Raw genomic sequence first — 21,918 nt, 5'->3', positions numbered from 1 at the left:
CTAAAAACCCAAATAATGCCGAATCTATAGCCAGTTGAGTGTGATCTTGTGGAAAAGGTCTTATCATTTGGGGAAAAGTGCGTATAATGCCCTCCATCAAATATGCGCTCATAGCTCAGCTGGATAGAGCACTTGGCTACGAACTAAGGGGTCGGGAGTTCGAATCTCTCTGAGCGCACCAATTTGAAAAAAGAAACCGCTTTATTGCGGTTTTTTTGCGTCTCAAGTTTTTGTTTTGATTTTTTGCACAAAAACAGCATTGCCACCCACAGCGGGCAATACATCATGATAAGGCAAGCTGCGCATGGCTCTTAATAGGAAAGGAGCTTTCTCATCGATTTTCATCGCACTGGTCATTTTAAATAAAGTCCCCTGATCTAAACTCGTAAATCGCATTTGGCCTTTAATAAAACGTAAATCGCCACCATTGGCATAAAAATTATTTTCAGTACTTTGTGGATAGTTAAAACGCAGTTTAAATGCAAAAGGTATATTGATAACGCCAAGGCCCACATTGACCTGAATATCTGCATCTTGTGCCTGATTTTGGATTGGTGTGGTGATTACTTTCTTGATCTGTCGGGGAAATAGCTCTTGATAAGCCAAGGGTGTCAGCCATTTTTGTAATTGCTGCGGTGTTTGTTTATAAAATTGATAGGTGGTGGTAAAGCGCATGGGTTCCCGCCCATGCGTATAAAGCATACTGGTCGGCACATGAATAATACTGACAGGTTGTTGAGCTGTTTGAATAAGTTGGCTAATTTTTGTGAGTTGAGCCGTACTTAACTGAGGATTGGGAATTTGTCCTGCATTGAGTGGGGTCATATTAGGCTTAATAAAACGATTTCTTAAGGCTTCTAGAATAAAAGCATTACTCCCACTGGGGATGCCCAGTTTTGCTTCTGGAATTGCATTAAGAATTTTCTTAAAAATAAAACCTTTAGGCTGGTTTAAATCGCCCCATTGAGTCAAGGTGATTAAGGTTCGATGTTCATCCAGTGCAAACCACTCAAATTTGCCTGCCCCATAAGGAATGGGGGCATCAATGACTAAACTGGCAATGCTATTGGATTTAATTTGGTGCTGTAAGGTGACATCTTCATTGAAATTGAGAACTGGAATGGGGGTCGGAATGGAAACCCGATACTTCATTTGTACAATGTTGCCTGATTGTTCGAGTGGCTTGGCAGATTTGAGTGTGGGAAATAGCCCCACATATTGACTGAAATCAGTCAGTGTTTTGGCTACTTGTTGGGCGTTAACTGGAACAATGATTGCTGCTGAATTAAAACTGGCAGTGGGTTGAGGGTTACTTTTTTGCGTTGGGATCGAGGTTTTTGTGGCCGGATGCCCATAGAAGAAAATATTGTTTTGGGTATAACTGGCCAAGAGTTGTGGGTTGTTCTGAAAGGGCTGTAAGGCACTCGGAATATTGTCATTCCATGACAGGATTTGTGCAGTACTATTTTGTGCCACTGCCACAAAAATGCAGAGACACAAGAGACGATTCAAATAAGACATCACATTCCTTTGATTTTTTAATCCGTGATTGCATTGAGTGTATTGAAGACCTTGATCAACACCGCTTATTAATAAGTTTTTTTGTGCATAAAAAATAGTCGCATTGTGTAAAACCTAGGGAAATATTCTTTCGTTCGAGGCGGTTTAGATATTTACTTTTTATCAGTTCTATAGCGCAACAGGATTTAAATTAAATAAAAGGGTATTTGAAAAATTCTGACAGGACATTGATTTATAAAATGAAATGGTTGAATGAGAGGAAGATAAATAAGCATAGAAATGAAGCGGCGATATCATTTAAATTTTGTATTAAATCACCAGAAATGTGATTGCCCGTTGAATCATTTATGTTCTAATAGATCAGTTTTTTTCAAATGTTAGAAATCTAAAAATGTCTGAACAACGTCCAACGGTATCTGTACGCTATTATCTTAATCTAGAAGAATCTCAAGATGGTTTTGCTTTGGTCACGTTCGGCAAAAAAACATTTAGTCGCTTTTTAACCCCCGTGATTAGTGTTGCGATTATCTTGTGGGGTGTTTATTTAGGCTTTTCTGGAGTCGGACGTTATTACGTTGCACTCGGCGCTTTTTTCCTGATTATGCAGGGCCTAATGCGTTACTGGTTTTTGCCAATGTTATTTAAGCGTCAATTTGTACGTTATCAGTTTGGCAAAAGCGAACAAGGGATTGATCTTTATCAAGATCATTTTGAACTTTATGCCGCAGGTAAAAAGCAAACAGCACAGTATGCAGAAGTACAATCTTTTGCAATTGGGAAGCTGACCTATATGTTAGAACTTAAAAGCCATACTGTCGTCATTGTGCCTAAACGAGCATTTAGCAATTCTGCAGATCAAAGCAAGTTTGAAAATAGTTTTAAAAAGTAAATTTATTGACGGTTGAAAGAACAAGGAGTTTTCATGAGTACACGTCCTTCAAAAATTGTTTGTGTGGGCCGAAATTATGCTGAACATGCGAAAGAATTGGGGAATGCCATTCCTGATCGCGCATTGCTGTTTATCAAACCACCCAGCAGTCTTGGTTCTTTGACACAAGGGGTAAGCTGGAATCAAGCATTAGGTGAGTGTCACTATGAATGCGAAATCTGTTTGCAAATTGCCCATCCTTTATCACAAGAAACCGATCCAGCCAAAGCCTTAGAAGCAATCGGTGCAGTGACTCTGGGCTTAGATTTGACCCTACGTGATTTGCAGGGTGATTTAAAATCCAAAGGTGAGCCTTGGGAACGTGCCAAGGCATTTGATGGTGCATGTATTCTGGCGGACTGGATTGAAGCGGACGAAATTGGCGATCTGCAAGAACTTGAGCTGATTTTGAATATCAATGGGGTTGAGCGTCAGCACGGCTTTACCAAAGATATGATCTTTGATATTGGATCATTGCTTGTCGAGATTAACAAATCGTTTAGTCTGGAAGCTGGTGATGTGATCATGACGGGTACACCAGCAGGTGTTGGTGCGCTACGTGCCAATGATCAATTGACCATGAAATTGATTACTCAGTCTGGCGAATACGATTGGGATACTTTTGTGAAAGCATAAGTTGAAATACGATGGCGCTGGTTTTGCAATCAGTGCCATTTTTTATATCTCCACAAATGTAATTTTGTTTTTGCCCAAATACAAACCCAGTCACATGTTAACTGCCTTGATACAGTTTTCGAAATTGGTCAGGGGTAAACTGCATCCAGCGTTTAAACATATAAATAAAAGCCGAAGAGCTGGCATAACCTAAGTCCAAAGCAATATTTTCAATGGTTTTACCTTGATTTAGCATCGACATCGCTTTCATCACTTTTAAACGCTGCCGCCATTCATGCAATGACATTCCGAGCTCTTTTTGACTATAACGAGCAAGGGTTCGTTCAGTCATATTGATCATTTGTGCCAGTTCTTCCAACGTACTGTTATCGGCAGGAAATTCATGTAAATGGGTCAATATTTTAGCCAGTGCAGGATGTTGTGTTGTGGGTAAATAACTCCCAACAAGCTCAGCATGGGTGAGTGAGTCGAGTAACACTTGAAGCAAGCGTAAATACTCTGGATCCTGTTCAGAAAAGGGATATTTACGAATATGTTCGAGCAAGGCAGAAACCAATGGAGCAGACAATAAGATACCAGCCTGTTGAGGCATATTTTGGCACAGCGACTCATGCACATATAGGGTGCAATGGGTGACCTCGTTACGATTGATACCACTATGTTGTAAATGTGGTGGCAGCCAGATTCCATAGGGTGGTGGGGTTAAATAATGAATTTGATCAATATTCACCTCTAACACACCATCAAAAGCGTAGATAAATTCTCCCCAAGCGTGCGCGTGTTGTGGGTAGAAGGTCTCTGCGGGTGCATCACGAATCTGCAGCCATAAAGGTGCTGGAATATCGTTATAGGTCGGAATTGCCTGAAAATCTTGAATTCTGTGTGCCGATTTTTTCATAACATGAGAATTGCCTGAAAATACGCATCTATTGTCGTATTTTCACTATATCATGAAATTAAGACAGACTTATATTGGTGCTCAAATGAGAAAATGAGGAGCACGCGATGGATGAGCGTAAAGCATTAGACGCAACGGCATCGGGTTTGATGATTGTACTCTGCATGATTTGGGGGCTACAACAAGTCATCTTAAAAATGGCAGCTCCTGATATTTCTCCCTTAATGCAAATTGCACTCCGTTCAGGTTTGGCAGCCATACTCCTCTTGCCGTTGCTGTATCTCGATAAGACCAGCCAACTTTTGAATCGTCAGAACTTAAAAGCAGGTGCTTTGGTTGCTGTGTTATTTTCCTTAGAGTTCTTTTTACTAGCGCAAGCTTTGCAATTGACCTCAGCTTCGCATGCGGTGGTGTTGCTTTATACTGCTCCGATTTTTGTGGCCTTGGGTTTGCACTGGAAACTCCCTTCTGAGCGCTTAAGCATGCTGCAATGGAGTGGGATCGCGATGGCCTTTTTAGGAATTGTAGTAACTTTCTTGCGGGTGGATAACGGTACAGATTCTGTGTTGCAACAACAAATGTTATGGGGAGATTTACTTGCGCTTGCGGCAAGTATTGCTTGGGCAGCAACGACCATCACGGTTCGTTTATCTTCCCTTGCACAAGCTGCAGTGACACAAACTCTGTTTTATCAATTGGCGGGTAGTTTTGTATTGTTGTTTGGATTGGTTCTTATTCTTGGTCAAGGTACGATTCATTTTACGCCACTTGTGATCGGAAGTCTGGCATTTCATACTTTGATCGTTTCTTTTGCGAGTTTTCTGGCGTGGTTCTGGTTATTACGTAATTATTTGGCATCTCGACTCGGTGTGTTTTCTTTTCTGACTCCCTTGTTTGGTATGGCTTTTGGTATGTGGTTATTGGATGAGAAGATTGAGTTGAATTTTGTGATTGGTTCGAGCTTGGTTTTGCTGGGTATCGTGGTGGTGAGTTTACAAGGTTGGCTCAGAAAATAAAAAAAGACCTCGAAAGAGGTCTTTTTTTATTTTCTTTATTTTTGTTCAAAGATTGTAGACAGGGGAATAGACAGCTTGGCCGCTAAATAGTCGTTACTTTCAACCAATGACGGGCCGAGTCGTTCCATCCATTCATCATCCTGATGGATATGTTCGACATCATGACGTAGCGGCAGTGGATAAGGAAGTGCCGTGAAGAAACTCCAAAAGTCTACTTGGGCCAGATTGCGGACCAACACATATTCATCTTTATCGGTTCGCATTATTAGATTCTGTTGTTCGAGTTGAATGATATAGGCAGGCAAACGTCCCAATTCACCACGACCAATAATATTTAAAAGCTCTTTTTCACTGACACTTTGACCAATTTGTTGTTTCTTATAAAACAATTCCAGAATATCGAGCAGCATTAAAATCGGATGACGCTTTTGTTCTTTGCCTGAATGAAAGGCAGTCAACGCATAACTGATTTCGACACCCAATAAGATAATATTCCAAGACAAATAGATCCACAGTAGGAAAATCGGTACTGCCGCAAAGGCACCATAGACGATTTCATAACTGGTGAAGTTGCTCATCACCCAGCCAAAAAAACGTTTTAAAACTTCAAAGACCGTGGCACTAAAGCAAGCGGCGATGAAGGCTGAAAACACAGGAACAGTCCGATTTGGGATGGTCCAATATAAAATAAAGAAACCGACAATGGTCAAAACAAAAGAGATCAGCCATAACAGGAACGAACCATCTAACTGATAACCTGCAAAGTTATTACTCAGAATATTCATTGAAGCCACTGTAGACGACAGTACAAAGGCGCTGCCCAAAATAATGGGTCCCAGTGAAATAATGGTCCAGTAACGCATGAATCCGACTAAGCCTGTGCGTGTCTCTTTGACGCGCCAAATCCGATTGAAAACATTTTCAATCGAGGTCAGCATTAGCACCGTAGTGATAAAGAGAAACAGCACACCAATGATGGTCAGGTTGCTGGATTTCTCGGTAAAGGCATTTAAGGCTTTGTCAAAGGCGATGGTGCTTTTCGGTAAGAAGTTGCTATAAATCAGTTGTTGCAGTTGTTGTCTGGCAGGTTCCAGCGCTTTGATGGAAGAGATAATCACCAAAAACACAGTCAGCATCGGAACTACAGCAAACAGTGTGGTATAGGTGAGACCTCCCGCTTGTTCTCGGCAGCGATCTGCTTCGAAACGTCGTAACACAAACACAATAAATTGAAACCATGTTTTCTCTAAAAAGGGCAGATTTTTTAGATAACGCTTTAAGATCATGGGTTCTATCCTAGTTATTTTTAATAAAAATCCGGTGTAATCACTGGATTTACTACAGCTCAAAAAGTAAAAAATGTCGTATAGTGTTCTTTTTAACAAAATTCTTGAAAGTGATGCAACCTTACGTTCTTGTTCTTTATTACAGTAAATATGGTTCAACCCAGCAAATGGCGCATCTGATTGCCGATGGAATTGAAGCGGCTGGTGTCACTGCTCGCATTCGAACCGTACCGAATTTGGCCCCTGTTGTGACTCAAGCGGAAGCCAGTATCCCAGAAGATGGTGATATTTATTGTAGTTTAGATGATCTGACGCATTGTTCTGGTTTAGCCTTGGGTTCACCCACACGTTTTGGCAATATGGCCAGTGAGATGAAGTACTTTTGGGATCAAACCACTAGCTTATGGTTAAATGGTGCGTTGCATAATAAACCTGCCTGTGTGTTTACGTCTTCGGGTTCGATGCATGGTGGGCAGGAAAGTACATTATTGACGATGTTACCGCCGTTGTTTCATCATGGCATGATGATTATGGGATTACCAAATTCAATCCCCGCATTATCCAATACCAAAACTGGTGGAACACCCTATGGCGCTAGCCATGTCAGTGGGCCAAGACATGATCAAAGTATCAGCCAAGATGAAAAAATCTTATGTGAAGCGCAGGGTAAACGTTTAGGTGATGTCGTGAAGGCATTGGCTGGAAAATTTTAAGCCAGAGAATAACGATATTGCTGACCAATTTTGACCAACGTCCAGAATTGGAGATTGTCGGTCGGATAGGGAATGGATTGTTGCTTTGGATCAAGTACGTCTATTTTTCCTTTTTCCGCCACTAAAACAGCATAGACATAATCAAGCAGATCAAGCGCTGTAAAAACTTGTTTATAGGCATCTTGTAGTTCGGCATTTTGGTTGGCAAAACAGACGCGATGTGGCTGATCTTGGTCGTTAAAACTCAGCCCGAGAGATTTTTCAATTTGGATGACAAGGTGTTGATTAAGCTGCAAGGGAGATAGGCTAAAAACCAGCTCATGCACTTTAAAGCTGGCAAGATGCTGACTTTGTTGCTGCATCGACTCTCTCCTGAATGGAATAGAATCAATATACGCTGTTTCTGAAAGATTGATAAATGGCTTAAGTCGTCAGCCTAAAAAAGGGAGCATTCGCTCCCATTTTTTTATTTCTTTAACTGCCAGTCATAAATATTTTTACGGTAAGCATACCAGATCATCCATAGACCAATAATAATCATTGGGAAACTCAGGATTTGTCCTTTGGTCATCCAGCCAAATAAAATGTAGCCTTGGTCTGCATCGGGTTCGCGGAAGAACTCCATAAAGAATCGAGCAATACCATAGCCGACGAGAAACACCGCTGAAACAGCCATACGTGGGCGAGGCTTAGAACTGAACCACCAAAGTACGATGAACAGGATAAGACCTTCACAGAATGCTTGATAAATTTGTGATGGATGGCGAACCAGACCTAATGGATCGGTTGGGAAAATCATGCCAAATGGATAGCTAGGATCCTGGACTTGACGACCATACAGTTCACCACCAATAAAGTTACCAAAACGTCCGAACATCAAACCTGTTGGTACACATGGGGCAATAAAATCCAAAGTTTGGAACCATGTTTTTTGGTATTTCTTACACCAAAACAGCATTGCAATCATGACACCAAGGAAGCCGCCGTGGAAGCTCATGCCGCCTGTCCAGACTTGGAATAACCACAGTGGATTTTCTAGGAATTTATCAAACTCATAAAACAGCACATAGCCGACACGACCACCCAGGACCACACCCAGCGCACCGTAAAAGACCAGGTCTGAAACCATGTCGCCTGTCCAGCCATCACGTTGTTTAGCGCGATACGATGCCAAACCCCATGCGCATAGAAAAGCCAAGAGATACATCAGTCCATACCAGTGCACTTTGACTGGTCCTAAGCTCAGCGCAACCGGATCAATATTTGGATAGGTCAGCATTGCTGTTCCTCAATTTTATATTTTGAGCAGATTGTAGCGGAATGATGTTAAAAATGTTGTACATTCAATGTGAAAGATCAATGTTCCGAATATGTGAGAAAAAGAATCTATGTGTATTGTCGCTTTTGCATGGCAAGTGCTGGATGAGATGCCATTGTGCCTCATTTCAAATCGTGATGAATTTTATCATCGGCCAAGTTCGCTTTTGCATCCATGGGCAGACAGCAACATTGTTGCAGGGCAGGACTTACAGTCGGGTGGCACGTGGATGGGCGTTACAGCGTCGGGGCGTTGGGCGATTGTCACCAATTTCCGCAATGGGCGAGATCAAAATAAATATACGACTTCGCGGGGGCATTTGATCCAATCTTTTTTAGAAAGTGATTTGGCTCCTATTCGTTTTGCACGACAGTTGGAACAGCAGCAACAGGACTATGCAGGGTTCAATTTGTTTGTTGGCGATATAGAACAAGCCGTTTATATGAGCAACCGAGGTGAAGCTCCCCAAGTCCTCGCCAATGGCGTTTATGTGGTCTCAAATGGACTCATGTCTGAAGATTGGCAGAAAACCAGACATTTAAGTCAACGTTTTACTCAAGAATTTCTACCGATGCTACAACAGTCACAAGTATCAGAGTTAACGTTAAACGATGCTGCTTGGAACATTTTAGAAGATGAACGAAAAGTTATTCCAGATCTGTTACCCGATACGGGAATTAATCCAGACATGGAAGCTTTGTTGTCTTCAACCTTTATTCAAAGTCCAATTTATGGCACACGATGCTCTAATTTTTTAAGACTGACGCAAACACAATGGCACTGGCTGGAAAAATCTCAACAGGGTGAGCAGCAGGGAAAAGTTGTTGATCTTCAAATTGCGTTAGCTGATTAAATTGATATGTTATAACATAATTTATATATAAAACAACAAGATGAAATAATATTGTCATCAAGGTGACATAAAAGGGTCACCCAGCATTGTTATGGTCTATGCAACGAAATTACGTCCAAACAATAAATCTGGGGATATTTTATGTTCTTATCAAAGATGAGCTTTTCCAAAAAGCTATTGGCGGTCAGTTTGATAGCAGTCTTATCGGGTGGGATGGTAGCCTGTAACGATAATGATAATGATGAAAAAGCAGAAGTACCAAAGACACCAACCGCGAAAAATGTCATTTTCTTTTTAGGCGATGGGATGGGGATTACCACCTTAACTGCATCGCGTATTTATTCTGTTGGTGAAGATGGTGATTTGACCATAGATACACTCCCAGAAACAGCGTTTGTTCGTACCTTTTCAGAAGATGGTCAGGTGACGGATAGTGCACCGTCAATGGCTGCCTATATGACTGGCGTGAAAATGAAAAATGAAGTCATTTCCATGCAGACAGGCACGATCGCATCTCCACCGAAAGCAGATGGTACCAGTACCTGTGATGATGTTGCAGAGAATAAAGGCAAGAAACCTGCAGAAACCTTACTTGAACTTGCCAAAGCACAAGGCATGGGTACGGGACTCGTAACTACAACCCGTATTACCCATGCAACACCAGCAACGACCTATGCACATGTTTGTCATCGTGATGCTGAAAATGATATTGCAGCGCAACTGGTTCCTGCAGGGAAGGGTACTGGATGGGCGGCATATAACACCAAATTAAATGATGGTGTGGATGTGGTCTTGGGTGGCGGCTTACGCCAGTTTAAACCAACGACTGTATCAGGTGGTAAGCGTGCTGATGGTCGTGATCTGGTCAAAGAAATGCAAGATCAAGGTTATAGCTTTGTTACAACGGGTAGTGATTTGACCAAAATTGATCCAACCAAGACCAAAAAATTATTGGGCTTATTCAATGCCAGTCATATGAACTATGACCTAGATCGTACCAATAAGAAGATTGATGAGCCAAGTCTTGCAGATATGACCACCAAGGCAATTGATGTCTTACAAGCGAAAAATAAAAGCTTCTTCTTGATGGTTGAGGGCGGACGTATTGACCATGCCTTACATGACACCAATGCAAAACGTGCATTACAAGATACAGTTGCTTTTGATAATGCGATTAAAGCAGCGATTGATAAAGTTAAAAAAACAGATCCAGAACTCAAGAATACATTGATCGTGGTGACTGCTGACCATGACCATACCATGGTCTTGAATGGTTATGCGAAACGTACAGGTAAATATGTAAAAGGTGCCGAGACCAGCGTATTAGGTTTGGTTAAAAACTATAACAAAGCTGGCTATGCCACTGATGAAAACGGAACACCGTATCCAATTATTGGCTTTGGTACTGGTAAAAAGCGCCTAGATGATAACCGTCTTGAAGCACGTGGTAAGTTAGTGGATAACGATAGCTGTAATCCAGTCGCAGGCCCAGCAGGTAAATATACCGATAGCCGTGGAACGGACATTGACAAAGAGGGTTGGTGTATAGGTACGGCTGCAGATGATTTCCAACAAGAAGCCGTGGTGCAAACTGGTTTTGCGGATAGCGAAACACATGGCGGTACCGATGTATTCCTTGGTGCAATCGGTGTTGGTTCAGACAATTTCCATGGCAGCCTCGAAAATATCGAAGTATTTAACTTAGTTCGTAAAGCCATTGGCCTAGATAAATAACAACAGACTGGAGAACGATGATGTTAAAACAATTTAAATTAGGTCAGTTCGGTATGAAAGCCTCTGCTTTAACTGTTGCATTAGTTGCTGCAAGTACGGGTGCACAGGCTGCGGGTGAAGCCAAGAATATCATTTTCTTTTTAGGTGATGGTATGGGGCCAACCACAGTCACGGCAAGCCGAATTTATGGCTACGGTGAATCTGGTAAATTAACCATGGACACCTTGCGCCGTACGGTAAGAATTAAGACCTATTCAGAAGATGGTCAAACCACTGACAGTGCGCCTTCTATGGCTGCCTATATGACGGGGAAGAAAACCCGAAATGAAGTGATTGGGATGACACCGGGAACCATCGCAGTTGAACCAAGTGCAGGCACTGCGCCAGATGGTGTAACTAAAGTATCGAATGCCATTAATAATTGCCCAACACCAGGTTCAAGTGTCGCTGCTGGTAGCCCTGCGGAAACGATTCTTGAACTTGCCAAAGCCAATGGTAAAAAGGTTGGGGCGATTACCACCACAGAGTTGACCCATGCAACGCCTGCAGCGACATTCGCTCATGTGTGTAATCGTAATGCACAGTTTGAGATTGCACGTCAGGTGATTCCTGGTGGGGCAGGTTACAATACTAAATTGCTAGATGGTGTGGATGTATTAATGGGTGGCGGACGCAACCATTTCACACCTTTTAATGCGGCCGACAATAAAAAAGGGCGTATTGATGGGCGTAATTTACTTAATGAGTTGAAGGCTAAAAATTATACTGTAGGTGCGACCAAAGCAGAGATGGATGCAGCACCATTGAATAAAAAGTATATTGGTCTTTATTCCGCAACTTCACATCTAGAATATGATTTGGATCGCGCGAGAACTGCGCCAAATCAGCCAACTCTAGCTGAGATGACTGCAAAATCGATTGATTTATTACAGGCACAAGATACCGCGGGCAAAGGCTTTTTCTTGATGGTTGAGGGTGGTCGTATTGACCATGCTTTACATGGAACCAATGCCAAACGTGCACTACACGACACCATTGCATTTGATAATGCGATCAAGACAGCCTTGGATAAAATCAAGAAAACGGATCCTGAGCTAAAGAATACCTTGATCGTGGTGACTGCCGACCATGACCATACCATGACCTTTAATGGTTATACCGCGCGTACTGGAAAAACGACGACTGCGAATCCTGGTATCTTGGGTTTAAGTTATAGCTATCAAGAAGCCAAAGCGACAGATACGCGCACGCGTGTGTTGGCCGATGGCAAGAAGCATGCACCTAACTTAGATGCAAAGGGTAAAACCTCAGCCACGTTGGTCTTTGGTAATGGTGGTGGACCACGTCCAACTTCACGTATTGATATTACTGATGATGAAGCGGCGGCAGATGATTACTTGCAACAAGTCGGCGTTAAACTCGGTAGTCCTGGTTCTGAAACACATGGTGGTGGGGATGTCCTACTATTTGCTGAGGGTGCTGGCTCACAAGTGTTTAAAGGTACACGTGAAAATGCTTGGGTGTTTAGCAAATTGAAAGAAGCCTTTGGATTTAAATAAGTGCTTTATTCAATATTTTCATCATATTGCAAAAAACCTCAGTCACTATGACTGAGGCTTTTTTTATGCAGGAAATAACATGCGTCTAGTGATGAGTTCGGTATTGCTCAGTTTGGGAATGACGTCTTTGCATGCTGCACCGTTATTGAGTGCCAGTATTACACGTGAGTCTCAAAATATTGGCAATGATGGTGTGACCCGTACCAGTGTGTTTCAAGAACGTATGTATCGTGATACTCAGAATATTTGGATTGAACGTGTGTTGCCAAAGCACCATCAGCATGGCGATGAAAAGGGTGGACATAAACACTTAGATTTAGCCGAAGCGGCGCAACATTATTTTATTGATCAGAAAAAACAGCCCAAATTGAATTTGGTTTTGGTCGAAGATAAAACAGTCGTACGTTTGCAAGATGCGGATGTGGATATGCTGGGCTTAAGCAACTGTTGGTCATGTGTCTATTCGCTACTTGATCCTAAAACCTTAAAAGGGATGAAAATCACCAAAAAGGATACCAACAGTACTTGGTATGAAGCCCAAAATAAGAAGAATAAGATCCGTGTGGAATGGGATAATCGTAACAATATTGCGAAACGCGTTGATATTCGTAGCTTAGATGGTTTGCGCTATGACATTATGAAAGCAAACATTCAACAAGTGAATATGGCAGAACCTTGGAAAAAATATAGCAAATTCACCAGTAAAGATTATTCTGACTTTGGTGACTAATGATAGACAGTCAGATTGGTTTGATTTAGCTCCTTTTAAAGGAGCTTTTTTATAATAAGAAACATGAGAGAAAAAGAAGCGTTGTTCTGTTCACCTATTTACAAGCAGGAAAAGTGGCTGAAATAAAAGTATCGTTTGCTGTGATTTTTCACTGTATTCAAACAAGTGTGGGTAGTGCAGTGAGATTGCTTCATTGAATAAAAAATGCCGACATTTGTCGGCATTTTTTTGTGAGAAAAAAGCGTAGATTTAAGCTTTTTTCTCGATTGATGGTGCAACTGGATCGGCTGTGATATAGCCAACGCTTGCACTATAACCACCATTATAGTTCGCTAAAACTTTTGCTTTTAACTCAGCAGGAAGGTTTGAACTATCTCCCGCATGCTGGAAGTTGCTCATGATATAGGTCCAACCATTCACTGAATCAACTGCATGTAAACCTGTTGATTCTGCACCTGCTGGTGTCGATAAAATTCGATCTAAAGACTTGGTATCAACGTTATAAGCCCAAAGGAAGTTATTGGTATGGTTACCACTATCTTCACCGATGAACAAGGTACGTAAAGTTTCAGAGAATTTTAAATTGTCTGGACTTGCAACATTATTTGGATCTGCTGTATTGCCCAAACTATCCGCTGGAATATCTTTGCCCATCAGAACCATATGGCTTTGATACGGTGTCCATTCACTATTGATCACATTATTTAAGTGGTCAACTTGGCTGCCTTTAAGATCATGCGCAAGTACACCGCCTGCTTTCAGTGTATTCTTAAATTTAACATTGTGCGCTGCAACCCAGCCTGTCTTGCCTTCAATCATTGAGTCTTGAATATTGGCAAGCGCAGAATAAGCCACCTTGTCTTTAATATTAACTGTGGTTCCTTCCATTTTGGTGAATGCCATACTACCGCCTTTTAAAGCAGCATAACGGTGGGTTTCGAGGAAAGCAGCAGCTAATTCGATTTCTTCTTTGCTGAAACCATTATTCGCTTCTTTTAACTTGATCCAGAGGGTTTTCTTATCAAGTACAATCTGTGTATAACCCGTTAAATCCGCTGGTACGGTAGTCAAGCTCTCCATAATGTTTTCAGCTTTAATGCCGCGAACATTCACTAGATCTTCAATAGTCTTACTGTTGGTATGACCCAGTTTGATCCATTTAATTGGCGCTGTAGACGTCTCATTCAACTCAGCTGTGTATTTCGCAACATATAGGGTTCCAGCAGATAAATCTTTTTCTTTATCTGCAACGAACATAAAGAAGCCGCCGTTGGTATAGTCATCACCCATGATCACGGTACGGTTGTCTGGCATCACTTGAATCAATTCATGTGAAATACGACCTAAGCAATAGTGTTTAACTGCAGTACCACGACCTTTACCATCCAGAATAATTTCTGGTAAATGACCATAGTTATAGGCATTGGCTGTATTTTCATTGCCATAAAGATTTTTACTGTAGGCTCTTAGTGTTGCTAAGGTACTACCGATTTGATCGAATGCATCTGGCTCATACTCTTCACTTGAAAGGTGCGTATTCCAAGGTGAAAGACTGGCACCACAGGTAATCCATAGGCCGTGGACCTTAGACATATCAACGTTGAAATACTTTTTCAACGCCAGATGTCCAGTTTTTTGATCTTGGTCTAAGGTTAATACCGCAATCGGAGATGGTAATTGACCATACATACTTTGCTTAGCCAAGTTTTGAGTGGTGTACTCGAACTGGACCACATGAAAGACTGGGTTGGTAACACCCGCAACTTGCGCGTCTTTGAGATGAATCATTGAAGAACCATCTGGACAGTCAGAGAAGAATTGACGCTCTTGACCTGCAATTGATGTATCTCTGATCGCATTGTTATTAATGTCGTAATAGCTACCCGCGATAATTTTGCCGCCATTGATATTATCAACTTCCATACCTGTGCGGAAAAACTCTTGATAACCTAATTTATATTCGGTGCTTGTATTATCTTCCCAAGTCACGGTTAAGCTTGACTTGACTGAAGTTGTAGCCATCTCGGCAGTGGTGGTTGGTGCCGCCATTGGCGTAAATTTGGCATTTTTAAATTTAACCAGTTTTGTTGGTGGTGTAACAATGTCGTTATCATTGTCATCATTACAGCCCGCTAAAACTGCTGCTGTGCTCATTGCCCCGAGTGGTAAAAACGGTACACCCGCGAACCATTTTAAAATATCACGACGACTTGGCTGATTGGTATTGGCTGTCATAGTAAATCCGTATCTTTAATATATGTTAAATAAATCCTGATCGATTCTATGAAGCGGAGATGACAATTTTCTGACAGTTTGAAGGCAGTTTAAAGACAATTTAGATTTTTTAACTATTTAATAAATATAGGATTAAAATAAAATAATCCCCGAAATATTTTCGAGGATTTAGTTTTGTACTCATTAATTTGAAGCTTTTCTTTTTTCCAGTATTTTTCCAAATAATAAACCCAATTCAAATAGCATCCACATCGGAACGGCCAGCATAATCATCGACAAAGCATCGGGTGGGGTCACAAACATAGCAACAAAGAAGCATCCCACAACGATAAAACGACGCTTTTCGATCAGTGTTTGGGTGCTAACGACACCAATCAAAATCAGTACTAAGGTAATAATTGGGATTTCAAAGGTGAAACCAAATACCAAGAAAAGTTTTAAACAGAAGCTTAAATAACTATTGATGTCTGTCATTGGCGCAACGGTTTCAGGTGAAACGCTAATGAAGAAATGCAAAATTGCCGGTAAGGTAATGAAATATGCAAAGGCCACGCCTAAATAAAACAACACAATACTGCCTAGCAGCAAAGGTATTGCCAAGTGGCGTTCTTTTTCATACAGCGCAGGTTTGATAAACGACCAAATTTGATAAATGATGTAGGGCATTGCCAACATAAATGCGACAAACAGATTCAGCTTAAACGGTGCCATGAAGGTTGCCGTCACATCGGTCGCAATCATGGTTGAGGTTGCAGGAAGTTGTTGTCTTAACGGTTCAGAAAGCCATTGATACGTATGGTTTCGAAAAGGTAACAAGCAGAAAAAAAGAAAAATCGTTACACCAACAATTTTGAAGAGATATTGGCGGAGTACAATCAAATGCTGCATCACAGGCATTTGTTGAAGAGATTCTTCAGTCGTTACTGAAGTAGAGGGTAATTGGCTCATACGGCAATCTTTAATTCTGTATCAAACTTTTGAGCCAATACATTGGGTGACTCAAGATTGAAAGGTAATTGCTTTTGATAGGCAAGACTGAATGGAATGATCGCTTGCTGAGACCGTAAGGTGTAAGTCGCCGTTGATCGGTTAGTCTCTGCTTGTACTGGCTCAGCATCGGATGATGTTTGTGTGCTTTTAAGCGCATCTAGCTGTTGTTGCATTCTGCGTTCAAGTTCAGTAATTTTATCAATTTCTTTTTGCATTTCTTCGCGGAACTCAGAAAGGCGTAATTCGCGATCGATTTCATTCTGAATGTTGTTGATAAACTTTTTAATTTTGCCATACCATTTCGCTACGAACCGAGCAGCTTCTGGCAATTTATCAGGACCGAGGACCAGCAATGCAATGACTGCAAAGCAAAAAATCTCGGTCATTCCCAAATTCAGCATAGTCGTGCTCGCTTAGCTTTTTACTGAACTTTCAGTAGTTTTAACTTGAGCATCAATGGTACGCGGTTCATTTAAAGGAGTTGCAGCCTCTTCTTCTTTCATTGATTTTTTGAAGTCTTTGACTGCACCGCCGACATCTTTCCCTAAGTTTTTAAGTTTAGATGTACCGAAAAGTAGAATCACTACAATTGCAAAAATCAGTACATGCCAAATTGATAAACCAGCCATTATTCTATTCCTATAAAACTTTGGGTATATCTCAACAGCTTGGCATGACAACGATGTGACACTTATATTGCAGTTTTAAGACACTGCATCTACCAAATGGTAAATAGTGCTAGCATAGGCAGCATATCAATACATGATAAAAACCAGATCGACATGACCTTTCTCCTACCAATAAGTGCTTTTATTTTCGGGCTAGTGGCAGCTCAATTTAAATTTGCAGAACAGATAAAGAAGATACTCTCTTCCTTATTGGCACGGTTATTTATTCCTGTGGTCATCATTTACAACATGGTGTTTTATCAGCCGGGTAGTTTTGCCCTGATCCTGTTTAGTTTCATTTCATCAATCCTGCTATTTTATGTGTTTGCTTATTCTTCTAAAGATCGTTTACAGGCACTTTGTTCGAGTTATAGCAACATTGGCTGGTTGGGTTTTCCCTTTGCCATTGCACTCTTTGGCGAGCAGGTGAGTAGTGCCATGATTGCGCTGTATATTGGTGGTTCACTGTTTGGCAATATTTGGGCAGTTGCTGCGGTTTCAAAAGGGCCGATGGACTATGTTGCAACACTGCATAAGGTTGTAAAGTCACCGCCTGTGCTTGCATTATTGATCGCATTGATTTTATGGGGTATAGGATTTCAGAGCTTAGAGGGAAATCTGGTTTTAGAGTGGAGCTATGATGTTGCCAAATTTGGTATGAGCTTTGCGGGGATGTGTATTTTGGGCATGTGGTTACGACATACACGTGTACATTTTGCTGATTTGATTTTTAGTACGCGCGCACTCATCGTAAAAATGCTGTTGGGTATATTGATTTGTACATTGACCTATTCTTTTATTCCGATTCCCAACATTGAATTTTTGCTCCCTGTCTTGTTTTTATTATTCTGTTTACCACCAGCAGCCAATATTGTGGCGTTGGAAACGCATTATCAAGGCACGGGCGTATCCGCTCGCTATATTGCTGCGGGAACCATCGTGAGCTGTATCGTGATTGTGTTATATGGCATTGTATTGCATTTAAAAGTGCTCTAACCATGAGCTAAAGCACTTGTCTATTTAAAGCAAACTGGCTTTAAACAGCTGCATGGCTTGACCACGATGACTGATTTTATTCTTCTCAGCTTTACTGAGTTCAGCACTCGAAACATTCAGCTCAGGTAGCCAGAATAAAGGATCGTAACCAAAGCCATTTTCGCCACGTGCTGCTTCTAAAATATCACCTTTCCAGATGCCTTGAAAAATTTGTGGAAGTGGGTCTTCAGCATGCGTGACCAGTGCCAATACGCAGACAAACATGCCTTCAATCGCTTCACCTTGTTTACGGAAAGGTGCAAGATCAGCCAACAGTTTTTGATTATTGGCAGCATCATTACCATGCTCGCCCGCATAACGTGCCGAGTAGATGCCTGGCGCGCCACCTAAAATTGGCACACAAATGCCTGAGTCATCTGCAAGTGCAGGTTTACCTGATAGTTTTGAGGCATGACGTGCTTTGATAATGGCATTTTCAACAAAGCTGAGACCATCTTCTATCGCATCTTCAATATCGAGTTTGCCTTGAGGAATAATCTCGATAGGAAGATTAAGTTGTTGAAAGAGATGTTCAAATTCGACCACTTTGCCTTTGTTATTACTTGCAAGGACAAGGCTGCCTTGGTTGAGCCATGGTTGGGTAGACATATAAATTTTAAATTCGCTAAGATTGAGTAGAATTTTAGAAATTTTTTTAAGAAATTAGTAGTGAATATGTGTGTTATAAGAAAAAATATTAATGCCATTAGAGTTATGGTATTTTTCTAATTCTACTTATTTTATATTTTATATGATATCAGATGTAGTTAAGAATAATTTTTAGAGGAAGATATGGATTGGCCTACACAGATTTCTAAAATGGCTTATGTTAAATATAAGATAAATGAGGCTGATATTCAAAATATTTGGCCATATCATTTGCCAGAAGTAGCGGCAACTAAAATACAGTTATTAGAAGTAGAGCAATACTTAGAAAAATTTGTTGACCCTTTATATTTCAATTTTCTTAGTTATGCGAATGGTTGGAAAGGAATATATCAATATGTTGATTTATTTGGAACAGTTGATCTAATTGCGAGCCCACTTATGAGCTATGCAAAAGGTTTATTAGATGCTATTGAGGATTCTTATTTTGATCAAAAAAATATAACTAGAAATAGTGTTTTACCTATAGCTACAACTTTGATTGATAAGGATTTATTTGTAATTGGTGCTAAAGGAACTTTAATAGAAGGCCAAGTAATATGGCTAGCAGGAGAAGAAATAGATAGATTTCCAAATTTTGAGGAGTTCTTTCTTGCTATGGTGGATTACAATATTGAGGAATTCAATGATTTAAATTTCTTAAATATAAAACCGACATAGAAAGTCGGTTTTATATTTTCGCTAAATCTTACAATTAAGATTATTGTGCCTGAATCCATTTATCAGCACGGTCACGTGCAGTACGGATCTGATCTTGAGTCAGGTTAGCCGCCAAAGCAGTTTTCTTACCTTCAGAAAGTTTGATTACTTTGGTATCGAGCATGCCATCACGGGTTGAAAGCTCATACCACTGATAAGCACCCATATAGTTTTTCTTTTGCTCTTCCATCATCGCGAGATTAAAGCTAGCACGGTTATCGCCGTTACTGGCTGCTTTCTCAAAGTATTTACGTGCTAAAGCATCATCTTTTTTTGTGCCCATGCCATCTGCATACATACGGCCCACATTTAACTGTGCGGCAGATAAGCCCTGATCCGCTGCTGCTTTAAAAAGAGAGAACGCTTGTTTCTCATCTTTGGCAACGTCTTTACCATATTGATAACGTGTTGCTAAGTAAAACTGTGCACCTGCTTGACCCGCTTTTGCTGCGCTTTGTAACTCATTGATACCCATTACTGAATATCGCGCTGCTTGTGTTGCAACCGATTGGGGTTGAGCAACATAGTCAGCGTGCGCTTGTATACTGATCAGACCAAATAAAAATGTGCTGATTAATGTCTTTTTCATAGAGCGCTCACTCGATAAATTGCGACTTCACCAAATAGGTTCGGCATATGCTTACTGAGCACACTACCTTGTTGGTCACCATTAACGGCAAGTCGATTAATAATTTTAATCCGGTTCTCAGCACATAATGCTTCAAAATCACGGAAAGTACATAAATGAATATTCGGGGTGTTATACCACATATAAGGTAAAGCTTCCGAAACAGGCATTTTCCCTTTCAATGCAAGAAAAGAACGTGTCTTCCAATATGCAAAGTTTGGAAAAGTAATAATGGCCTGTTTGCCGACACGCACCATATCACGAAGTAATACATCGGGTGCATCTACAGCTTGCAAAGCTTGTGCCATAACCACAGAGTCAAAAGACTGGTCGGCAAAACGGCTTAAACCGAGGTTTAAGTCCTGTTGGATAATATTTAACCCCCGACTGATGGCAATTGCAATCTTTTCTTGATCAATTTCTAGACCATAGGCACGAATATTGTGCTGTTTGCTCATATGAGCCAGCAATTCACCGTCACCACAGCCTAAGTCTAACACGCTAGAGTTCGGGTTAATCCATTTTTCGGCGAGTCGTTGATCTATACGCATTAGTGTTGCTCCTGCGGTGTCGATTGCAACTGTTGTTCTCCACCTAAAAATGCTCGTAGGGTTTTCACATACAGTGGAATTGGAAATAAGAAAGAGTCATGACCTTGTTCAGCATCAATATCTAAGTAACTGACAGGCTTATGATTATCAATCAAAGCATCGACCAATTCCTGTGAACGGCTTGGACTAAAACGCCAGTCTGTGGTAAATGAAATGACCAGAAACTTGCATTTTGGTTGACTCATTGCCTTTGTTAAAGAATGCTCATATTCACGAGAAGGGTCAAAATAATCCAAAGCCTTAGTCATAATCAAGTAAGTATTTGCATCGAAATTGCGGCTAAATTGTTCACCTTGGTAACGCAAATAACTTTCAACTTGGAATTCGACATCAAAACCATACATAAATTTGCCTGATTTCAAATCACGACCAAATTTTTGTTTCATGGCTTCTTCAGACAAGTAGGTGATATGACCGACCATGCGTGCCAAAATCAAGCCGCGTTTTGGATAGCTATCATTTTCTAAATAACGACCATGATGGAAATCAGGATCGGAAAGAATGGATTGGCGTGCAACTTCGTTAAAGGCAATATTTTGGGCTGATAATTTTGGCGCGCTGGCGATGATGGCGCATTTTTGCAATCGGTCTGGATAGTCCAACGACCATTGTAAGGCTTGCATGCCACCTAAAGAGCCACCAATAACAGCGTACCAAACCTGTACTCCAAGACGATCGGACAGCATCGCTTGGGTTTTGACCCAGTCACGTACTGTAACCAATGGAAAGTCTGGACCATAGGGACGATTTTCATTTTCAGGATTCGGTGAGGTTGGACCTGTAGAGCCACTACAACCGCCGATATTATTTAAGGAAACCACAAAGAAGTGATTGGTATCAATTGCTTTTCCTGGCCCAATACAGCTGTCCCACCAGCCTGCTTTTTTATCGTCTTCATGATGGAAGCCCGCAGCATGGTGATGTCCTGAAAGTGCATGGCAAATTAGGATGGCATTCGATTGATCTGCATTGAGTGTTCCATAGGTTTCAACCATTAAATCAAAACGAGGTAAAACTCGTCCACATTCAAGTTCTAAAGGTTGTTCAAATTGAAACTTTTGTGGTGTGACTAAACCCACTGAATCCGATGGAAAAGACACTGGAATGATTCGCCCTATAATAAATCATTAATAATAAAAGGATACCAATTCAGGTATCCTTTCAAAAGTCATTTTTTCTGATATTACAACTCAG

The 21,918-nt window shown here is 41.0% G+C and carries 23 protein-coding genes and 1 tRNA gene; 11 read left to right on the top strand and 13 right to left on the bottom strand.

Features of this window, described 5'->3' with window-relative positions; all coding sequences use genetic code 11:
* Window positions 1–104 precede the first annotated feature (104 nt).
* Window positions 105–181 (top strand) — tRNA-Arg (locus tag F887_RS02240).
* A gap of 41 nt (window positions 182–222) precedes the next feature.
* Here the strand turns inward: F887_RS02240 and F887_RS02245 are convergent.
* Window positions 223–1,521, bottom strand: coding sequence for an SRPBCC family protein (locus tag F887_RS02245; RefSeq protein ID WP_005297071.1), 1,299 nt, complete (start codon window positions 1,519–1,521; stop codon window positions 223–225).
* A gap of 391 nt (window positions 1,522–1,912) precedes the next feature.
* Here F887_RS02245 and F887_RS02250 point away from each other — a divergent pair, with 391 nt between their 5' ends.
* The gene (locus F887_RS02250) at window positions 1,913–2,410 is read left to right on the top strand and encodes a YcxB family protein (protein WP_005297069.1); all 498 of its coding nucleotides are present in this window, start codon (window positions 1,913–1,915) and stop codon (window positions 2,408–2,410) included.
* Window positions 2,411–2,443: 33 nt separating this feature from the next.
* A complete protein-coding gene (locus F887_RS02255; protein WP_005297068.1) occupies window positions 2,444–3,085 on the top strand; it encodes a fumarylacetoacetate hydrolase family protein in 642 nt (213 codons plus the stop codon).
* Between the two features lie 97 nt (window positions 3,086–3,182).
* On the opposite strand, the gene F887_RS02260 is transcribed toward F887_RS02255, so the two are convergent.
* The gene (locus F887_RS02260) at window positions 3,183–3,983 is read right to left on the bottom strand and encodes an AraC family transcriptional regulator (RefSeq protein ID WP_005297066.1); all 801 of its coding nucleotides are present in this window, start codon (window positions 3,981–3,983) and stop codon (window positions 3,183–3,185) included.
* A 107-nt stretch (window positions 3,984–4,090) separates the two neighbouring features.
* Between F887_RS02260 and F887_RS02265 the strand changes: the two genes are divergently transcribed.
* On the top strand, window positions 4,091–4,999 hold the full coding sequence (locus tag F887_RS02265) for a DMT family transporter (RefSeq protein ID WP_005297065.1): 909 nt from the start codon (window positions 4,091–4,093) through the stop codon (window positions 4,997–4,999).
* A gap of 35 nt (window positions 5,000–5,034) precedes the next feature.
* Here the strand turns inward: F887_RS02265 and F887_RS02270 are convergent, their stop codons facing one another.
* A complete protein-coding gene (locus F887_RS02270) occupies window positions 5,035–6,285 on the bottom strand; it encodes a YihY family inner membrane protein (protein WP_005297063.1) in 1,251 nt (416 codons plus the stop codon).
* Window positions 6,286–6,398: 113 nt separating this feature from the next.
* Here F887_RS02270 and wrbA point away from each other — a divergent pair, with 113 nt between their 5' ends.
* Entirely contained in the window at window positions 6,399–6,998 is a 600-nt protein-coding gene (wrbA, locus tag F887_RS02275) for an NAD(P)H:quinone oxidoreductase (protein ID WP_005297061.1), read from the top strand.
* Here wrbA and F887_RS02280 read toward each other — a convergent pair.
* Together F887_RS02280 and lgt are read right to left on the bottom strand one after the other, a co-directional pair.
* On the bottom strand, window positions 6,995–7,360 hold the full coding sequence (locus F887_RS02280) for a hypothetical protein (RefSeq protein ID WP_005297059.1): 366 nt from the start codon (window positions 7,358–7,360) through the stop codon (window positions 6,995–6,997). The two genes, wrbA and F887_RS02280, sit on opposite strands and share 4 nt — an antisense overlap.
* Before the next feature lie 104 nt (window positions 7,361–7,464).
* Window positions 7,465–8,277, bottom strand: a complete 813-nt coding sequence (lgt, locus tag F887_RS02285) for a prolipoprotein diacylglyceryl transferase (RefSeq protein ID WP_005297058.1) — start codon at window positions 8,275–8,277, stop codon at window positions 7,465–7,467.
* Window positions 8,278–8,386: 109 nt separating this feature from the next.
* Between lgt and F887_RS02290 the strand changes: the two genes are divergently transcribed.
* The 4 genes from F887_RS02290 (at window position 8,387) to F887_RS02305 (ending at window position 13,192) form a co-directional block, all read left to right on the top strand.
* Window positions 8,387–9,169 (top strand): NRDE family protein, encoded by a 783-nt coding sequence (locus F887_RS02290; protein ID WP_005297056.1) that lies wholly within the window; start codon window positions 8,387–8,389, stop codon window positions 9,167–9,169.
* 141 nt (window positions 9,170–9,310) lie between these two features.
* Window positions 9,311–10,903 carry an alkaline phosphatase gene (locus F887_RS02295; protein ID WP_005297054.1) on the top strand — a complete coding sequence of 531 codons (1,593 nt, stop codon included), beginning with the start codon at window positions 9,311–9,313 and terminating at the stop codon, window positions 10,901–10,903.
* A gap of 20 nt (window positions 10,904–10,923) precedes the next feature.
* A complete protein-coding gene (locus F887_RS02300) occupies window positions 10,924–12,462 on the top strand; it encodes an alkaline phosphatase (protein ID WP_005297052.1) in 1,539 nt (512 codons plus the stop codon).
* Window positions 12,463–12,541: 79 nt separating this feature from the next.
* Window positions 12,542–13,192, top strand: a complete 651-nt coding sequence (locus F887_RS02305; protein WP_005297050.1) for a hypothetical protein — start codon at window positions 12,542–12,544, stop codon at window positions 13,190–13,192.
* A 249-nt stretch (window positions 13,193–13,441) separates the two neighbouring features.
* Here F887_RS02305 and F887_RS02310 read toward each other — a convergent pair whose 3' ends face one another.
* The 4 genes from F887_RS02310 to tatA all read right to left on the bottom strand — a co-directional run bounded on the left by F887_RS02310 (window position 13,442) and on the right by tatA (window position 17,046).
* Window positions 13,442–15,427, bottom strand: coding sequence for a PhoX family protein (locus tag F887_RS02310; RefSeq protein WP_005297047.1), 1,986 nt, complete (start codon window positions 15,425–15,427; stop codon window positions 13,442–13,444).
* Window positions 15,428–15,610: 183 nt separating this feature from the next.
* A complete protein-coding gene (gene tatC / locus F887_RS02315; RefSeq protein WP_005297045.1) occupies window positions 15,611–16,375 on the bottom strand; it encodes a twin-arginine translocase subunit TatC in 765 nt (254 codons plus the stop codon).
* The gene (gene tatB / locus F887_RS02320) at window positions 16,372–16,818 is read right to left on the bottom strand and encodes a Sec-independent protein translocase protein TatB (protein ID WP_005297043.1); all 447 of its coding nucleotides are present in this window, start codon (window positions 16,816–16,818) and stop codon (window positions 16,372–16,374) included. The genes tatC and tatB overlap by 4 nt, the downstream gene beginning before the upstream one ends.
* A gap of 12 nt (window positions 16,819–16,830) precedes the next feature.
* The gene (gene tatA / locus F887_RS02325; protein WP_005297041.1) at window positions 16,831–17,046 is read right to left on the bottom strand and encodes a Sec-independent protein translocase subunit TatA; all 216 of its coding nucleotides are present in this window, start codon (window positions 17,044–17,046) and stop codon (window positions 16,831–16,833) included.
* 153 nt (window positions 17,047–17,199) lie between these two features.
* On the opposite strand from tatA, the gene F887_RS02330 reads away from it, so the two are divergent.
* Window positions 17,200–18,081: an AEC family transporter gene (locus F887_RS02330; RefSeq protein WP_005297037.1), complete on the top strand. Its 882-nt coding sequence runs from the start codon at window positions 17,200–17,202 to the stop codon at window positions 18,079–18,081.
* Between the two features lie 24 nt (window positions 18,082–18,105).
* On the opposite strand, the gene rdgB is transcribed toward F887_RS02330, so the two are convergent.
* The gene (gene rdgB / locus F887_RS02335; protein ID WP_005297035.1) at window positions 18,106–18,729 is read right to left on the bottom strand and encodes an RdgB/HAM1 family non-canonical purine NTP pyrophosphatase; all 624 of its coding nucleotides are present in this window, start codon (window positions 18,727–18,729) and stop codon (window positions 18,106–18,108) included.
* 183 nt (window positions 18,730–18,912) lie between these two features.
* Between rdgB and F887_RS02340 the strand changes: the two genes are divergently transcribed.
* Complete coding sequence (locus F887_RS02340; RefSeq protein WP_005297032.1) at window positions 18,913–19,446, top strand: SMI1/KNR4 family protein; 534 nt, start codon at window positions 18,913–18,915, stop codon at window positions 19,444–19,446.
* A gap of 40 nt (window positions 19,447–19,486) precedes the next feature.
* On the opposite strand, the gene F887_RS02345 is transcribed toward F887_RS02340, so the two are convergent.
* Genes F887_RS02345 through metX form a run of 3 tightly spaced genes read right to left on the bottom strand, consistent with a single transcriptional unit; the run spans window position 19,487 to window position 21,824 of the window.
* Window positions 19,487–20,074 (bottom strand): tetratricopeptide repeat protein, encoded by a 588-nt coding sequence (locus F887_RS02345; RefSeq protein ID WP_005297030.1) that lies wholly within the window; start codon window positions 20,072–20,074, stop codon window positions 19,487–19,489.
* Window positions 20,071–20,664: a methionine biosynthesis protein MetW gene (gene metW / locus F887_RS02350; RefSeq protein ID WP_004804210.1), complete on the bottom strand. Its 594-nt coding sequence runs from the start codon at window positions 20,662–20,664 to the stop codon at window positions 20,071–20,073. Before metW ends, F887_RS02345 begins: the two co-directional genes overlap by 4 nt.
* A complete protein-coding gene (metX, locus tag F887_RS02355) occupies window positions 20,664–21,824 on the bottom strand; it encodes a homoserine O-succinyltransferase MetX (protein WP_005297027.1) in 1,161 nt (386 codons plus the stop codon). Before metX ends, metW begins: the two co-directional genes overlap by 1 nt.
* Window positions 21,825–21,918 lie beyond the last annotated feature (94 nt).

The organism is Acinetobacter sp. NIPH 2100 (assembly GCF_000369805.1).
Taxonomy (GTDB): Bacteria; Pseudomonadota; Gammaproteobacteria; order Pseudomonadales; family Moraxellaceae; genus Acinetobacter.
This window is presented reverse-complemented; position numbering and strand designations above follow the sequence as displayed.

Coding starts and splice junctions, on each gene's coding strand:
- F887_RS02280 (WP_005297059.1), bottom strand. CDS start 7,360: ATGCAGCAACAAAGTCAGCATCTTGCCAGCTTTAAAGTGCATGAGCTG.
- F887_RS02290 (WP_005297056.1), top strand. CDS start 8,387: ATGTGTATTGTCGCTTTTGCATGGCAAGTGCTGGATGAGATGCCATTG.
- F887_RS02255 (WP_005297068.1), top strand. CDS start 2,444: ATGAGTACACGTCCTTCAAAAATTGTTTGTGTGGGCCGAAATTATGCT.
- rdgB (WP_005297035.1), bottom strand. CDS start 18,729: ATGTCTACCCAACCATGGCTCAACCAAGGCAGCCTTGTCCTTGCAAGT.
- F887_RS02340 (WP_005297032.1), top strand. CDS start 18,913: ATGGATTGGCCTACACAGATTTCTAAAATGGCTTATGTTAAATATAAG.
- F887_RS02260 (WP_005297066.1), bottom strand. CDS start 3,983: ATGAAAAAATCGGCACACAGAATTCAAGATTTTCAGGCAATTCCGACC.
- F887_RS02265 (WP_005297065.1), top strand. CDS start 4,091: ATGGATGAGCGTAAAGCATTAGACGCAACGGCATCGGGTTTGATGATT.
- F887_RS02250 (WP_005297069.1), top strand. CDS start 1,913: ATGTCTGAACAACGTCCAACGGTATCTGTACGCTATTATCTTAATCTA.
- tatA (WP_005297041.1), bottom strand. CDS start 17,046: ATGGCTGGTTTATCAATTTGGCATGTACTGATTTTTGCAATTGTAGTG.
- F887_RS02310 (WP_005297047.1), bottom strand. CDS start 15,427: ATGACAGCCAATACCAATCAGCCAAGTCGTCGTGATATTTTAAAATGG.
- tatC (WP_005297045.1), bottom strand. CDS start 16,375: ATGAGCCAATTACCCTCTACTTCAGTAACGACTGAAGAATCTCTTCAA.
- F887_RS02345 (WP_005297030.1), bottom strand. CDS start 20,074: ATGAAAAAGACATTAATCAGCACATTTTTATTTGGTCTGATCAGTATA.
- F887_RS02300 (WP_005297052.1), top strand. CDS start 10,924: ATGTTAAAACAATTTAAATTAGGTCAGTTCGGTATGAAAGCCTCTGCT.
- wrbA (WP_005297061.1), top strand. CDS start 6,399: ATGCAACCTTACGTTCTTGTTCTTTATTACAGTAAATATGGTTCAACC.
- metW (WP_004804210.1), bottom strand. CDS start 20,664: ATGCGTATAGATCAACGACTCGCCGAAAAATGGATTAACCCGAACTCT.
- F887_RS02330 (WP_005297037.1), top strand. CDS start 17,200: ATGACCTTTCTCCTACCAATAAGTGCTTTTATTTTCGGGCTAGTGGCA.
- tatB (WP_005297043.1), bottom strand. CDS start 16,818: ATGCTGAATTTGGGAATGACCGAGATTTTTTGCTTTGCAGTCATTGCA.
- F887_RS02270 (WP_005297063.1), bottom strand. CDS start 6,285: ATGATCTTAAAGCGTTATCTAAAAAATCTGCCCTTTTTAGAGAAAACA.
- F887_RS02245 (WP_005297071.1), bottom strand. CDS start 1,521: ATGTCTTATTTGAATCGTCTCTTGTGTCTCTGCATTTTTGTGGCAGTG.
- F887_RS02295 (WP_005297054.1), top strand. CDS start 9,311: ATGTTCTTATCAAAGATGAGCTTTTCCAAAAAGCTATTGGCGGTCAGT.
- lgt (WP_005297058.1), bottom strand. CDS start 8,277: ATGCTGACCTATCCAAATATTGATCCGGTTGCGCTGAGCTTAGGACCA.
- F887_RS02305 (WP_005297050.1), top strand. CDS start 12,542: ATGCGTCTAGTGATGAGTTCGGTATTGCTCAGTTTGGGAATGACGTCT.